This is a genomic window from Fenollaria massiliensis (genome assembly GCF_023347705.1).
Lineage (GTDB): Bacteria > Bacillota > Clostridia > Tissierellales > Peptoniphilaceae > Fenollaria > Fenollaria massiliensis.
Map to the genome: position 1 here is coordinate 848,009 of NZ_CP096649.1, position 15,833 is coordinate 863,841.

The 15,833-nt window shown below is 30.9% G+C and carries 15 protein-coding genes; 2 read left to right on the plus strand and 13 right to left on the minus strand.

Annotated elements, in window-relative coordinates:
* Positions 1 to 3 precede the first annotated feature (3 nt).
* Genes M1R53_RS04350 through ftsE form a run of 3 tightly spaced genes read right to left on the minus strand, consistent with a single transcriptional unit; the run spans position 4 to position 2,703 of the window.
* Positions 4 to 1,122, minus strand: a complete 1,119-nt coding sequence (locus M1R53_RS04350; RefSeq protein WP_249242107.1) for a murein hydrolase activator EnvC family protein — start codon at positions 1,120 to 1,122, stop codon at positions 4 to 6.
* An 8-nt stretch (positions 1,123 to 1,130) separates the two neighbouring features.
* Entirely contained in the window at positions 1,131 to 2,030 is a 900-nt protein-coding gene (gene ftsX, locus M1R53_RS04355; RefSeq protein ID WP_249242108.1) for a permease-like cell division protein FtsX, read from the minus strand.
* The gene (gene ftsE / locus M1R53_RS04360) at positions 2,020 to 2,703 is read right to left on the minus strand and encodes a cell division ATP-binding protein FtsE (RefSeq protein WP_085840149.1); all 684 of its coding nucleotides are present in this window, start codon (positions 2,701 to 2,703) and stop codon (positions 2,020 to 2,022) included. The genes ftsX and ftsE overlap by 11 nt, the downstream gene beginning before the upstream one ends.
* Before the next feature lie 95 nt (positions 2,704 to 2,798).
* On the opposite strand from ftsE, the gene M1R53_RS04365 reads away from it, so the two are divergent.
* Positions 2,799 to 3,374 carry a 5-formyltetrahydrofolate cyclo-ligase gene (locus tag M1R53_RS04365; protein WP_019213599.1) on the plus strand — a complete coding sequence of 192 codons (576 nt, stop codon included), beginning with the start codon at positions 2,799 to 2,801 and terminating at the stop codon, positions 3,372 to 3,374.
* On the plus strand, positions 3,371 to 4,564 hold the full coding sequence (locus M1R53_RS04370; RefSeq protein WP_249242109.1) for a coenzyme F420-0:L-glutamate ligase: 1,194 nt from the start codon (positions 3,371 to 3,373) through the stop codon (positions 4,562 to 4,564). Before M1R53_RS04365 ends, M1R53_RS04370 begins: the two co-directional genes overlap by 4 nt.
* 76 nt (positions 4,565 to 4,640) lie before the next feature.
* Here the strand turns inward: M1R53_RS04370 and M1R53_RS04375 are convergent, their stop codons facing one another.
* The 10 genes from M1R53_RS04375 to M1R53_RS04420 all read right to left on the minus strand — a co-directional run bounded on the left by M1R53_RS04375 (position 4,641) and on the right by M1R53_RS04420 (position 15,826).
* Entirely contained in the window at positions 4,641 to 5,135 is a 495-nt protein-coding gene (locus M1R53_RS04375) for a hypothetical protein (protein ID WP_249242110.1), read from the minus strand.
* 162 nt (positions 5,136 to 5,297) lie between these two features.
* The gene (locus tag M1R53_RS04380; RefSeq protein ID WP_249242111.1) at positions 5,298 to 6,674 is read right to left on the minus strand and encodes a M56 family metallopeptidase; all 1,377 of its coding nucleotides are present in this window, start codon (positions 6,672 to 6,674) and stop codon (positions 5,298 to 5,300) included.
* The gene (locus M1R53_RS04385) at positions 6,655 to 7,059 is read right to left on the minus strand and encodes a BlaI/MecI/CopY family transcriptional regulator (protein WP_249242112.1); all 405 of its coding nucleotides are present in this window, start codon (positions 7,057 to 7,059) and stop codon (positions 6,655 to 6,657) included. Before M1R53_RS04385 ends, M1R53_RS04380 begins: the two co-directional genes overlap by 20 nt.
* Before the next feature lie 172 nt (positions 7,060 to 7,231).
* Positions 7,232 to 9,211, minus strand: coding sequence for a transketolase (tkt, locus tag M1R53_RS04390; RefSeq protein WP_249242113.1), 1,980 nt, complete (start codon positions 9,209 to 9,211; stop codon positions 7,232 to 7,234).
* Between the two features lie 14 nt (positions 9,212 to 9,225).
* Complete coding sequence (locus M1R53_RS04395) at positions 9,226 to 9,987, minus strand: WecB/TagA/CpsF family glycosyltransferase (protein ID WP_249242114.1); 762 nt, start codon at positions 9,985 to 9,987, stop codon at positions 9,226 to 9,228.
* Positions 9,977 to 12,166 carry a polysaccharide pyruvyl transferase CsaB gene (csaB, locus tag M1R53_RS04400; protein ID WP_249242115.1) on the minus strand — a complete coding sequence of 730 codons (2,190 nt, stop codon included), beginning with the start codon at positions 12,164 to 12,166 and terminating at the stop codon, positions 9,977 to 9,979. Before csaB ends, M1R53_RS04395 begins: the two co-directional genes overlap by 11 nt.
* On the minus strand, positions 12,144 to 13,679 hold the full coding sequence (locus tag M1R53_RS04405) for an O-antigen ligase family protein (protein WP_249242116.1): 1,536 nt from the start codon (positions 13,677 to 13,679) through the stop codon (positions 12,144 to 12,146). The genes csaB and M1R53_RS04405 overlap by 23 nt, the downstream gene beginning before the upstream one ends.
* A 1-nt stretch (position 13,680) precedes the next feature.
* Positions 13,681 to 14,175, minus strand: coding sequence for a DUF4330 domain-containing protein (locus tag M1R53_RS04410; protein WP_019213606.1), 495 nt, complete (start codon positions 14,173 to 14,175; stop codon positions 13,681 to 13,683).
* Positions 14,159 to 14,641, minus strand: coding sequence for a DUF4330 family protein (locus M1R53_RS04415; protein WP_249242117.1), 483 nt, complete (start codon positions 14,639 to 14,641; stop codon positions 14,159 to 14,161). The genes M1R53_RS04410 and M1R53_RS04415 overlap by 17 nt, the downstream gene beginning before the upstream one ends.
* A complete protein-coding gene (locus M1R53_RS04420) occupies positions 14,642 to 15,826 on the minus strand; it encodes a glycosyltransferase (RefSeq protein ID WP_249242118.1) in 1,185 nt (394 codons plus the stop codon). It abuts the gene before it with no gap.
* Between the last annotated feature and the right edge of the window lie 7 nt (positions 15,827 to 15,833).

Below are 15,833 nucleotides of genomic sequence, written 5' to 3' on the forward strand. Positions count from 1 at the left end.
CCATTATCTAACCCAATTAATAGGGTTTGTGAAATTACCGTTCTTTCTTACTTCAAAGTGCAAGTGCGCTCCTGTTGAAAATCCAGTTGATCCAACTTTTGCTATCGCTTGACCCTTAGTAACTTTTGCTCCTTTGCTTTTTAAAAGTCTTGAGCAATGCGCATAACCTGTAACTATCTTTCCGCCGTGGTCAACTAAGATTAAGTTGCCATATCCGCCATACTTACCTGCAAAGATAACTGTACCGCTTGCTGCAGCAACAATATTTGTTCCAGTAGGTGCAGGTATATCTATACCCGAGTGTAATCTTCTTATATTAAGTATAGGATGTGTTCTATAGCCATAGCCAGAACTGATTCTTGTATAACCTGGTAGTGGCCATCCAAGTTTACCTCCTACAAATTTCTTAGTATTTGATTGAAGTTTAAGTATTTGTGCACTAAGATTTCTAGAATCTCTTTCTAATTTTGCAAGACTCTTCTTTGCTTTTTCTATATCATTTTTTAATATAGTAAATTGTTTTTCTTGTTCTATCTTTAATTTTGAAACTTCATCTTTTTGACTTGATAGTTTATTTTTATTTTGAACTTGAGTCGTTTTTAGATTTTCTAATGTAGTTTTTATCTTGACAATGTTGTCAACTTCGCCTTCTATGCTCTCTATAAGCTTCTTATCCCTCTTAGCCATCTTTTGAACCATGTTTTTCTTGGACAAATAATCATCTAAAGATTTTGATGAAAGAAGTACTGTAACATAGTTATCGTCACTGTTCATATACATACTTCTAAGTCTTTTTCTGAATAAAGAATCATTTTCTTTTAATCTTTCTTTAGCATCTTCAAGCTCAGAACTTTTTTGAGCTATCTTTTTGTCGGTATCAATTATGGCAGTATTAAGATTAACAATGCTAGTATTAAGTATTGATATATTGTTGCCATATTTTAATATGGTATTATATACGCTTGTAGACTCTTTTTGTTTTATATTAATCTCAGTTTTAGTATCTTTTATCTTCTTGTCAATATTTTTCTTTTTGTTCTTTAGCTTTCCTGCTGCAAAAACACTTTGAAAGCTTAGAATTATGATCAATAAAACAATAATAAATCTCTTTCTATTAAACAAAAAATCACCTATACTTTCAATAACTTCTTCAATGAACCAATGCTGCCAAGCATACCAATACCTACAGCTAATGTAATAAATATTATGCTGAAGTCATCTAATATACTATCTGGGCTTACAATTGCCTCGTTTAGTAGGCTGCTATTTGAAACTGCAATGTATTCATAGATGTACGAGTAACCAAATTTCACTACCATTATAGCTAGTACAGCTGCAATAAGACCAATCAATATACCTTCAAAAACATAAGGGCCTGTAATGTAGCTATTTGTAGCCCCAACATATTTCATTATCTCAATTTCTTTCTTTCTTGAACTAATTGATAATTTTATAGTATTTGATATTAAAAATATTGATATAAATATCAAAGCTACAATCAAACCAAAGCCGCCTATTTGCATGTACTTAGATATTTTAAGTAGATGAATTACTTCCTCAGATAAGAATCTTACATCCTCAACACCTGGTATGAGCTTTATATTAGCTGCAACATCGTTTATCTTTTCTATATCTTCAACATTAACTTTAAAAGCATTTGGAAGCGGATTATCTTCTTTGTATTCCTCCAATAAATAACTTTTGTTCTCCCATTGTTCAAACATACTTTCAAGGCCTTCATCTTTAGAGATAAACTTTACATCTTTAACATCGTCTATATCTTTAATTTTGCCTTCAAGTTCCTTAATTCCCGCATCGTCAACGCCATCTAGCAAGAATACCTTAACTTCATTTATCTTTTCTTTAGTATCGCCAACAACTTTATTTACACTTAAAACTATTATTAATACAGTTGAAAGTATTAATAATACCGACAATATTGATATTATCGATGCAAAAGCCATGCTAAAGTGTCTTGCTATCCCTTTAAAACCATCTTTTATAATATTTATCAATTCTCTAGATTTCACAGTAATACCCACCTTCATACATATCACTAACAACGCTTCCGTGGTTTAAAGTGATTACTCTTTTCTTCATCTCGTCAACTATGTTTTTAGCATGTGTCGCCATGACTATGGTTGTGCCTCTATTGTTAATGTCTTGCAATAGATTCATTATCTCCCATGCAGTATCTGAGTCAAGGTTACCTGTTGGTTCATCTGCGATGATAACATCAGGTTTATTAACCAAGGCTCTAGCAATGGCTGTTCTTTGACACTCTCCTCCAGATAATTGATGCGGATAAGACTTAGCCTTGTCGCTTAAACCAACCATGCTTAGTATAATTGGCACACTTCTTCTAATCTCTCTAGGTTTCTTGCCAATGATTTCCATAGCAAATGAAACGTTCTCATAAACAGTTTTATTAGGCAAAAGTCTAAAATCTTGAAAAACAACGCCTATATATCTTCTGATATAAGGTATCTTTCTATTGCTAACATCTGTAATATCTTCGTTATTCAAATATATCTTGCCGCTTGTGGGCCTAATCTCTTTTAATATTAATTTAGTTAAAGTTGACTTACCTGCTCCAGATGGTCCTATTAAAAATACAAACTCACCCGGTTTTATATGTAAGTTTATATCGTTTAGAGCAAGGACTTCGCCATACTTTTTACTAACGTTTTCTAATCTAATCAAAAAAATAACACCTCTTGTCATTTATATTCATTTTGTGGTAAAATATACATATATATTATAATACAAAACAGATAAAAAATAAAGGGGGAATTTCTTTGAATAAGAAAACACTAAGATCTCAGCTCTTAGAGATAAGAAACAATATCTCCGAAACAGATAGAATTAATAAATCAAAGATAATTATTGATAAATTGATGGCGACTCATGAATATAAAAACGCTACTAATATCATGGCTTTCGCAAGCTTTGGCACTGAAGTTAATACTCATGACTTTATAAAGACAGCGCTTAGTAGCGGCAAGAGGATTATCTTACCTATTTCAATAAAAGAAGATAGAAGCCTTTTTTTACAAGAAATTACAAATTTTGATGAATTAAAACCATCGACTTATGGTATACTAGAACCGGAGAAGAAAGAAAATTTCGATAGAAAAAAACTCGACTTAGTTATAGTTCCAGGGGTTGCCTTTGATCACAGAGGCTTTAGGATGGGCTATGGCGGCGGTTATTACGATAGATTCCTAGCTTCTCTTGATAAAAGAACTAAGATCGTTGCTATAAATTTTGAAGAGCTTTATGTATATAGAGTTGTTATTAGTAGATTCGATATGAAGGTTCCTGTTCTTATAACAGATAGAAAAATTAGAAATTTCCAAAGGAGAGTATTATGAAAAGATATATTGGTACAAATGTAATGGGTTTGAGATGCCCTATAATTACAGCAGAAAATAATATTGTAGACATCGCTGTTGATACTATATTAAAAGCTAGTGAGGCTGGAAACTTTAAAATCGATGATAGAGATGTTGTTGGTTTAACTGAATCTATAGTTGCTAAGTCAATGAATAACTTTGCCACAATTGATGATATAACTAATGATGTTAAAAATAAATTTAACTGTGATGAAGTTGCTCTAATTCACCCTATTATGAGCAGAAATAGATTTGCAATTTGCCTAAAAGGTATTGCTAGAGCTTTTAAAAAAGTATATGTTTTATTAAGCTACCCACACGATGAGGTTGGTAACCACCTTTGTGACCCAGATGAGCTTGATAACTTCGACATCAATCCTTATGGTGAGATAGTTGAAGAAAAAGAATTTAAAAAATGCTTTCCTGATACTAGACATATATTTACAAAAGTTGACTACATTGAATATTACAAAGAACTTATTGAAGAAGCTGGTGCAGAAGCAGTTATGCTTTTTGGAAATAATGAAAGAAATGTACTAAAATATACTAAAAATATCTTAGTTTGTAGCATACACACTCGCATTAGAACTAAAGAAAAACTTAAAAATGCTGGTGCTGAAAAGATTTTCTGTCTATCAGAAATTTTGAATGCTCCTGTCAATGGATCTGGATATAATGAAAAATATGGTCTACTTGGTTCAAACAAATCTACTGAAAACAAGATAAAGTTATTCCCAAGGGATTGTGACAATGTCGTATATGCTATACAAGAAAAAATTAAAGAAAAAACTGGCAAAAAGATTGAAGTTCTTGTTTATGGCGATGGTGCATTTAAAGACCCAATCGGAAAGATTTGGGAGCTAGCAGACCCTGTTGTATCCCCTGCCTTTACTGATGGCTTAAAAGGTACACCAAACGAGATAAAACTTAAATATATCGCTGACAATAGTTTTGCTGGACTTAAAGGCGAAAAGCTAGAAGAAGCTATAAAAGAAAAAATTCATAATAAAGGAAATAATTTAGTTGGTTCAATGGAATCACAAGGAACAACACCAAGACAATTAACAGACCTTATTGGCTCACTATGCGACCTAACAAGTGGTAGCGGCGATAAAGGTACACCTATTGTTTATATTAAAGGTTATTTCGATAATTTCTCAGAAGAATAATATTAAGAAATTTTAAAGGCGATTAGAGATAATTCTAATCGCCTTAATAATGTTTTCCAATCGTATTGAGTAAAAACTAATTTGTAAGTTTCTCCTCTGCATTTATTACTTTACCATCTTTTGTTTCAACAATATAAATTCTATTTGCTAAATCCTCGTTTGTTTTAAACAAGGAAGCAAAATCTTTAAAGCTTTCAAAAGTATATTTTCTATCGCCCTTTGTATCTTTAGCATACTTTTCCTCAACATCAATAATCGTTACTTTTGTATTTTCATCAGCTTTAAGAGTCTCCTTATTGTCTAATTCCTTATAATAAAAGCCACCTGGATATTCATCTTCAGGTATTTCTAACCTTTCTAGTTCCTTTTTATCTTCTTCTAGAAATGAATTTAACAGAATAACTTCTTGAGCTTCTATCTCTGTTTCATTTACTTTAAGGAATTTGTAAGTTTTAACTACACTTTCCTTAGAGTCCCCATTATCATTATTTGATACATCCCTATTGCAAGCAAATAATGAAAGTGTAAAAATTAGTATTGTTGTTAATAATAATATTTTTTTCTTGTTCATAATAATCCTCCTTTTGTTAACAATCCAATCATAAATTTTATATAATATAATTAATTATCAGTCATGCACCCCCATATCACTATAGTTTTTTTTATTTAAACAATTATAATTATAGCTAGCATTATAAAATTATAATTGTATTAGTATTAAAATATGAAAAAACTATTCTTTATAAACATTTATGCTAATTCTTCCAGTTAAAACATTAGTTGATTTATTACTTATTAATACTTCATATTTACATCCTTCCATTGTCTTCATTTTAATTATCACGTTATCATTAAACTCATTATCATAAACTAATTTATTATTTTCCATAATAATAATATTGTATTTAATTCCACCATTACAGCTTAAGTCAGATAAATTAAGTGCAAAACCATTATAATTTAATCCTCCTAAATTAGAATTATCAAACAAATAATTAGTATATTCTAATTTTCCAAGTCTTAAATTATTATTCACATTTACAGATTTTAATTGTGCTGTATATATGTCATTTAATTTTAGTTTACTATATTCTTCTTCACTTATAATATGAATTCTTCCATCAGAATTGTCAACACTTTGAAACTCTACTTCTGTTCCAATAACTTCTATTCTATCTTTCTCTAATTTAACTACACTAGCAAAAACTGGCATACTAAAAAGAAATGTTAAAGCGAAAATAAATGTGCCTAGTATTGTTTTTTTGTAATTTTTCATTATAATCATCCTTTCTAAATTTGGATTAAGTTTTAAACTTACTTCATCTCTTTTTACTGAATTGCTCATAAGTTGAAACATTGACTTACAGTAGCCTTTTCTTGATTCTAAAGTATCTCCCAATCTTGAAATGACCTCTTTGTCTGTAAAGATTTCGATATCTTGCTCTAGATATTTCAAACTAATAATAAGTAGTGGATTGCACCAGAAAACACAAGCTACAAAATTTACTATATGATTAAATAAGATATGAAATTTTTTTATATGTGTTAGCTCATGAATCATGACATACTTTAATAATTCTTCATCTTTTAGTATATATGACTGGAGAATTATTTTAGGCTTCAATAAGCCATACGTCACTGGAGTTTTTAAATTATTATTTATATAAATACTGACTGTCCTTCTTAATTTAAAAGACTTTATATAATCTATGCACTTATTTTCATGTATTATTTTTGAGTCCTTCATAATTTTATCAAATTTTATATATTTATATAGAACATAGCACAAAATAATCACTGTTACTATATAACGATTAATTGGATATAATACATAACTTGCCTTCTGTGACATTAATCTTATAACTGAGTCCATAAAACTTAAAATGTATAATATAAAATTAAATACTTTATTTGAGTTAAATTCTTCAATTTTAATTAAAATTTGATATGGACATATTAAGTATACAAATAAGATCGCCCACAAAATAATACTTGCTGATTTAAAAGCTTTTTTGTTTAAAGATTTTCTTACAAGTAATATTAATATTATTAGTAAGAAACTTTTAAAACTTTTTAGCAAAGCATATTCATTATATATGTCTACTAGCACCTTTACTGTCCTCTACTTCAAAATTTTCTAATAAGTTTTTCATTTCTTCAAGTTCTTCTTCTGAAACTTTTTCTGTGCTTAAAAATGTTTTACACATATTTACAAGAGATCCTTTAAATAATTTTTGAAACGCTTCTTTTTGCTTGCTAAGTAAAGCTTCTTCGCGTGACATAATAACACTAATCGTATATTTTGGATAACGCCTATCTAAGACCCCCTTTTCAATGAGCCTACCTATAAATGTATAGGCAGAAGTTTTACTAATTCCATATTTCTGTTTTAAAATTTTGGACAATTCTAAAGCTTGTATTTCTCCGTTCTCATCTAAAACATCTCCTTGCCATAGAAGCTCCATAACTTGTAATTCACCATTCGATAAATCCATACTGTACCTCCTATTTCATTTTCATTTATTTTAATATTTTCACTTCGAATATATCATATTTAATATTAAAAGTCAAGTACTTTCTATTAACTAATATCTATATTTATATAAGCAAATTGCATAAAAATACCCTCTCTACTCATAATGAGTAAAGAGGGTTTTGTAATTTTAACTATTTTTCTATAAGTTTGCTTACTTCTTCTTCAACGTGTTCTTTAGTGATTCCGTATTTTTCGAATAAGACTTTTCCTGGTGCTGATGAACCGAATCTATCGATACCGATTGCAGTACCTTCTAGACCAACAAATCTGCCCCATGGCATTGTTGAAAGTGCTTCTACTGATACTCTAGCTTTAACATTTGATGGAAGTATCTTTTCGATATATTCTTTGTCTTGATTTAAGAATATTTCTTGTGATGGCATACTAACAACTCTTATTGACTTACCTTTTGCTTCTAAATCTTTTGCAGCGTCTATTGACAAAGCTACTTCTGATCCAGTAGCTATGATTATAGCGTCAATTGCATCTTTTATTTCTTTATGAACTATATAAGCGCCTTTTAAAGCCTCCTCTGATGAATTATCAAGAAGTTTTAATCCTTGCCTTGAAAGTATCAAGCATGTTGGTGTTTCTTTGCTCATTAAAGCTGCTTGCCAAGCGTAGCAAACTTCTCTTGAGTCAGCAGGTCTAATTACATTGATGTTTGGTATGCTCCTAAGCATTGCTAAGTGCTCTATAGGTTGATGAGTTGGTCCGTCTTCGCCAACGCCTATGCTGTCATGAGTTAATATATATATTGCAGGTAAATTCATTAGTGATGCAAGTCTTATTGATGGCTTCATATAATCTGAGAAAACCAAGAATGTTGCTGCATAAGATCTTAATCCGCCATGAAGTAAAATTCCGTTAACAATGGCTCCCATTGCGTGCTCTCTGATACCGAAGTGTATGTTTCTTCCTTCTGGACATTCGCTTGAGAAGAATTTTTCATCATTCATAACTGATTTATTTGATGGACCTAGGTCAGCTGATCCGCCCATAAGATTTTCTAATACGTGACTTACCTTGTTAAGAACCTTGCCTGATGAGCTTCTTGATGCATCATCTTTTAGTTCTATATCAGTACATGCCTTTAGTACTTCTTCACTTAATTCTTTATCGTAGAAGCTCATAAGCTTGTCATAATCAGCTTTGTATTTAGCTTTGTATGCTTCTAATTTTTTGTACCAATCTTCTTCATATTTTTCTAGCTCTACGCTCTTTTCTTTCATATAGTCAAGAACGTCTTTGCTCACATTGAAGCCTTCTTCTTCATATGAAAGATTTTTTCTAAGTGCAGCTAGTGATTCAGCTCCTAAAGGTGCTCCGTGAGCGTCAGCGCTTCCTTCTTTGCCAGTAGCGCCATAACCAATCTTAGTCTTAATTTCAATTAATGTTGGTTTATCAGTGCTTTTCTTTGCTTCAGCTATAGCCTTGGATATAGCCTCGATATCATTACCATCTTCAACGTATAGAGTGTTCCAGCCAAGTGCTTCATATCTTGCTCTAACATTTTCAGTGAAAGCAAATTTTGTATCGCCTTCTATAGTAATGTTATTTGAATCATATAAAACAACTAATTTATTTAGCTTAAGTGTTCCAGCTAAAGATGATGCTTCGTTTGAAATACCTTCTTGTAGACATCCGTCACCGCAAAGTATATAAGTCATGTGGTCAATAAGTTTATTGTCATCTTTATTGAATAAAGCTGCTAAATGTTTTTCAGCTATAGCCATACCGACGCCCATAGCAATACCTTGTCCTAGTGGTCCAGTACTTGCTTCAACGCCCTTTGTATGCATATACTCAGGGTGACCTGGTGTAAGTGAGTCAAATTGTCTGAAATTTTCTAAGTCTTCAATCTTTAGTCCATAGCCATATAAATTAAGTAATGAGTATAGAAGCATTGATCCATGTCCTGCAGATAAGATGAATCTGTCTCTGTTTATCCAATCAGGATTCTTTGGGTTGTGCTTTAAGTGCTCATTAAATAATGTAAATGCCATTGGCGCTGCTCCTAGTGGCAAACCAGGATGGCCTGAATTAGCTTTTTCAATAGCTTCCGCCGATAATACCCTAATAGTATTTATTGCCTTTTGTTTAACGTCCATATTAACCTCCTATTTTAATTTATATACTCTACTGCGTTTTTTGTAAAAATTATCTTCATTAAAAATTTTGGTATGTCCAGTTGTCTTTTAAATCGTTTTGGTTCCTTTATGAGTCTATACAGCCATTCCATACCTATCCTTCTTATAAAAGCTGGCGCTATCTTGACATTGCCAGCTAATACATCTATGACACCGCCATTAGCAATTGCAAGCCTTGATTTAATTTTATCTTTATTATAATAGATAAATTTTTCTTGATAGCCCGCTCCCATGCCTACAAAGATGGCGTCCGCCTTTGAATCATTTATCTTTTTTATCAAAGCTTCTTCTTCATCGCAAGATGCATTGCCATTGTGACTACCTTTAAAATACCCGTTGTTATAGCCTGCTACGACTATGTTTGGATAATCATTATTAATCTTCTCTATAGCTTTCTCAGCTATACCAGGCTTAGCGCCTAACAAAAACAGTGAGAGACCTTTTTCGTTCATTAACTCCAATATCTTGATAGACGTGTCATAGCCTGTAACTCTTGATTTGAGCGGCTTTTTCTTTAATTTTGATGCTATCATTAGACCAATTCCATCGCATAAATTTAGTGATGCTGAGTTAATTATTTCTTTAAATTCATCATCTCTTCCAGCTCTCATAACTATCTCTGGATTTGGTGTGTAAATATAATTAAGTTTATCATTATCAAAAAATTCATTAATCTTCGCAATGGTTTCTGACATGTCAATATTATTTATTCTTACACCTAAAATTTTAATGTCCATAAGCATCATCCTTTAAAAGTTCTAGTGCAAGCTTGCTTGCTTCTATTGCCTTTTTCTTATTTTCTTCATTAATAGAACTTAATTTATTTATAAAATCTTTTCTATTATTACTAATGTATTCATAAGCTTTAGTTAAATCATCATAATTAATACCATCTACGTCAATATTTATGCTCTCATCAAAATCTTTTAGAAGTGTCTCAGTCTTTGGATCATAAGAAAGTCCAATAAATGGCAAGTTTTGATGAATTGCATATATCATAGCGTGTAGTCTCATAGCAACGATAAAATCAGCGTTTTTCATAAGATTCATAAGTATTTCAACTGGATATTTTTCATCGATTATCTTGCTTGATTTTAAATTTGCTGCAATTTTTTCTGATATAGTCGTATCTCTTGGCATCTGCATTGGCATGAAAACAATATTTTTTCCTTGATCAATAAGATAATTTAAAAATTTAACTAGCTCATCTATAAGTTTTTCGTCATTCATCCATGACCTAACCGAAACTAAAACTGTATCTTTATTTATATCAAATTTCTCACGAATGCTTTCATCACTTGCCTCTTTTAGATTAAAGACTGGATCTGATAAAACTTTTACATTTTGATTATTGACACCAATTGATTTAATGAAATTATATGAATCAATATCTCTGAGCGTGATATAATCAACTTTGTTAAGTACTCTTCTTGTGAAATTTCTGTTGAATTTTTTATTTATCGGTCCAACACCATTCGAATAAACAAAAACTTTTTTCTTATAGTGCTTAGCAAGCTTCATTATTAATAAATAGTACCAAATTGATCTGGAGCTTGTCTTGTCTTGTAAGAGGCTTCCGCCTCCGCTTATAAGCATGTCAGATGCTTTAATGCTCTTAATTACATCAAAGAGCTTAAATCTATCAACAGCTGGAACACCATATTCCTTCTCTGTTAGACCAGGATCCTTTGACAGTACTTTTATATTTAGATTTGGATCCAAGGCTTTAAAAGACTCAAGTATTGACTTTAATATAGCGTCATCGCCTGAGTTTGAAAAACCAAAGTAGCCTGACATAATAACATGCTTTGCTAGAATCTTCTTATAAATTTCTACGTGCTTCTCAGCCATCTTTATATGAGTGAAATTATCAATGATTCTAGTATATAAATTTTCACCAAGTTTTTTACGCTCATCAGAATTATTTTTTAGCTTAAGTATATCTGCAGCAAGAGCCTTATAATCTTGCTTTTCAAATAGCTTTCCTGTTTCGCCATCTAAAATTATCTTAGGTATGCCGCCAACTCTTGACGCTATAGTAGCTTTTTTAAGTGAGCCACCCTCCATTATGACATAAGGAAATGATTCACTTAAGCTGCATAAGACGTTTATATCAATTGCATTAAGAAAATCATAAGGATGCGTCTCATTACCTAAGAAATAAACATTATTCTCTAAATCAAGCTCTTTTCTTAGACTTAATAAGTGTTCCTTATCTTGTCCGTCACCTGCAATTAAGAATATTACTGATTTATCTTTATCAATCACTTCTTTTGCCGCTCTTAGAAATGTTTCATGGTCTTTAACTTTGTCAAGTCTAGCTAGTATGCCAACTATAAACTTATCTTTGTAATCAATATTTTTCTCTTTTAAATAGCTTTCTTTATCTTTTATTATTTTATCTTCTAAAAATATACCATTGTATATAGTAAATATCTTATCCTTATCAAATCCTCTACTTACTAGCATGTCCTTAAAACTATCGGAAACTGCTATGTAATTGTCAAATCTTTTTAAGGCAAATTTATTAAGATTGGTAAAAACTATATTTTTATAAAAATTATCTTTAAAATCTAATAAATAATCGCTGTGAACAGTAGTTATGAACTTAGCAGCTACTTTTTTCTTTAAAAAGTAGCTTATAAGATTAGCTCTAGCTCCATGTGAGTGAACTATCTCAAAATTTTCACTCTCTATGAGGTCCTTTAGCTTATTTACAACAGAGAAATCAAATCTGCTTTTTTGCTCTATAACTTCAACATCTATGCCATGCTTTTTTAAATCGTCAGCAAAAGGTCCTTTGATAAAGCAAACTAATTTTACATCTACTTTATCTTTTAAACCGCAAAGTAAATTTATGATGTGAGTCTTGGCTCCGCCAGTATCTCCGCCACTAATTAGATGAAGTACTTTCATAATCAATTCCTTTGTTTCTTAATCCCATGATTAGTGCTGCATACATAACAAAATATATAATCATGGCTGGGAACTCAAAAATATTTTCTACAGAATTTTGTATTAAAACACCTAATGCGCCGCAAAAAAGTCCGCATGCTAATATTTTGTTATCTAAATTCTTTTGAGTGAAAACTACTTTTAATGTAGATATTAAAAATCCAAGTATCATAAAGCCAATCGCGCATACGCCATAGTAACCTGTTTCAACCAAGGTCTTCAAATAATAATTATCTAAGTAGAATGGTGATAAATCATTGTTTATAGCAACTGCTCCGCCATATCTACCAAGGCCAACGCCCCAGAATTTATGCTTTGACCAAACTTTTAAACCTATAGTCCATCTATAGATTCTGCCTCCACTAGCTGATTTAAACATATATTCTGGTGTTAACATATATAAAAGTCTTGTTGATAATGAATTTCCTGAGACTATAAATAAAGATCCAAGTATCACAAATGGAGTTAATACTCTAACGTTTGTAAATAAAATGAATACAAGCATAGCTAACGCAAAAGCTATCCACGCTCCTCTTGAGTATGTTAATAACAAACCTAAAAGCATTACCATAGTCTCGATAAAATATACTGCTTTAATCTTTTTATTCTTTTCAATTAAAAATAATGATATTACCAATGGTAAAATTAATACAAATATAACACCAAGTATATTAGGCGAACCAACTATAGAAAAGGCTCTTACCTTTATCGATTCGCTTGAGTCTATCCAATTGCCTGGCATTTTCACTTTAAATATAAATTGATATATGGCATGAAGACCAAGTAAAAACCCGCCATGTGATATAAATTTTGACACAGTCTTGACAATATCTTCGCTTGTGAAGAATTGTGCAAAAATGTAGTACCACAAAACATGTTGAAACATTGCTCTAAAGCCTTCTATAGCTATCTTAGTGTTTGGTTGAACTACAAGTACATGTATTATTCCTAGAATAAAATATATAGCTAGAACAAAACCAAATGGAGTGAAATTATACTTAATGCTGCCATTTGAGTTCATCCTTCTCATTGCTAGATAAAAAATCATAAATAAGAAATAAAATTCATCCCAATAGTTTGCAAATGAGCTAAGTCCAGGAATTTTTCTGATAATGTAGTCAGTTAATATATAAAAAACTATTACTAAGACAAAAATAAAGCCAAAGTATTTTACACCTGTTAGCTTAATAAAGCCCTTGTAAATGATTGACTCATGAAATGAATTATTAAATTTATCGACTAAAACATGAATAAAGCTATCTCTATAAACCGTGTTAAGTTTTTTATAAAATACAGACATCCTTGCATCAATCTTATTTAATAACTTATATAAAAAGCTTCCCTTTAGACTGTCACTATATGTCCTTTGTTTATATTGCGGCTTTGTGTAGTCAAATAGAAAGCTTGATCTAAGTAGAGAAAGTATATAGACATATAATCTATATAAAAAACTCTCTTTAAATAGTTTTTCCATTTTAATCAACTTTCTTTCTATCAGCTATAAGAGCACTAAGTCTGTAGTTATCAGACTCTAAGAATATTGTTGAGCCAAGTCTTAACTCTTGCTTGCCAAATTTAAGTGAATTGCTTACATTAGAAAAATTACCTTCTATAGTAACTACAGTTTTTTCTTTAAGTGGATCAATCACTTTTTTAATCTCACCATTGTTATCAACTGTGTTTACGTAGTAGTCTTCTCTTTTGACATCTTTAACAAAGATATCGAAGTGATTTTTCATCTCTCCTAGTTGATCGCCAATTCTTATGCAATCAGTATTGCCTTTATTTTCATATAAATAAAGTGTTGCCTCATACTTTTCAGTAGTTTTACCTAAAGTTATATCAGCTACATCTTTTCTCATTAGTTTAAGTGAAGCAAAGAAAACTAAGCCTATTACAATCAATACTGCTAGTATATCTAATAAACTTATTTTGCCAAATAATCTTAATTTATTATCTATTATTTTCATCTACTTCCTCCACATTTGTTATATAGCCAAGATATGCATGGTCCTTTGTTTTAACGTACATATCAACACCTGCTTTTATCTCTTGTCCGCCTAAAGACATGTATGGTCCTGTATAGTTAACATTTGCCTTAATCTTAACTATAGGGTTAACAAATTCTGCGTCATCAACAACGATTATTTCGCCATTTGTCTTTACCAATTCATTCTTTCTAGCTTGAATATCAACGCTAATAATTTCTCCGTCTTGAAATGTTTCTTGAGCGAATAATTTATCTCCCGGCTTTAAATCTTTGATTGAATCTCTAGTAATATTATCTTTAGCTTCTGCTGTGATTATAACTGTTCTTTTTGCTTCTTTACCTATGCTAGACTTAATATTCTTTCTGTTTATAAGTAAAAATACAAGTAATAACAAGATTAATATAATAAATATATCAAATATATTTATCTTGAATTTCTTCTTCATTTATTCCTCCAAAATTTTGTTTATAATGTTATTAAGCTCTTCTGCTTGTGCCTCTCTTGAATATTTTTTGATAAGCTCTTTATTGCCATAATAATTATTCTCGCTTTTATAGTTTTCATATAGCTTCATTATAGCGTTTTTAATCTCTCTAGTCTCTCCCGGCTCAGCAACAACGCCAGTCTTTGTCTCTTCTATAAGCTCTCCTGCTGCTCCGTGCTTTGGAACTATGGCTAAAATATTTTTGTAAGCTCTTAGATATTCAAAAACTTTTCCTGTATAAAAATTCTCAGAACCTTTGCCCTTGCCTATTAAAAGCAAAAGTACGTCTGCCTCAAGAAGTTTTCTTATTGATTCTTCATGAGCTAGATAAGATAAATAATTAATTTCTTTTTCTAAATTATAAGTCTTTTTATACTCTTCTATCTGAGAGTCTTTTACATTGCCAGCTATATTTATCCTAATATCGCTCTTATCAATTTTGCCTTCATCAATAAGCTCTTTCAAAGCTGATAAAAATTCATGCAAATTCCTTCTTCCATATAAAGCACCTGTGTGAATAAAGGTAAATTTATCGCTCTTTTCTTTTGGATATATGCCTAAAAAGTCCTCTTCATCGTAACCATTGGGTATATATGTGGACTTACTCTTAAGCTCAGGCAAGTCAGCAATAAAATTATCAAGCATAAATCTAGTATTTGTAATGAAATAATCGCATTTAGAATTTATTTCAAGCTCAGTCTTTTTTGATAATTTCATCTTTATTCTTGATGAAAAGCTATCTAGGTGGAATGGATTATTCGTCCACTCATCTCTATAGTCGACTATCCATTTCATCTTAGGAAATTTCTCCTTTAGATATAATCCAAATAAATGTTCTGAATAAGGATAACTTGTAGTATATATAACATCTGGATTAAATTCTAGAGCAATCTTTTCAATTTCTTTTTTATTAAATTTATACCAAAAAACTTCAGCATCCGGAAGCGCAAAAAACTTAGCATAGACTTTTTTAATAAGACCGCTATTGTTAATGTCATGTGCCTTAAGTCTGATGACTCTCACATTTTCAGGAACATCATTTAATAAGCTGTCATCTTTTAAGTCTTTGCTAGCGTCTTTTGATACGACTAAGACTTCATTGCCAAGCCTTGATAGATACTTTACAAATTTTAAACTTCTTTGCACACCACTT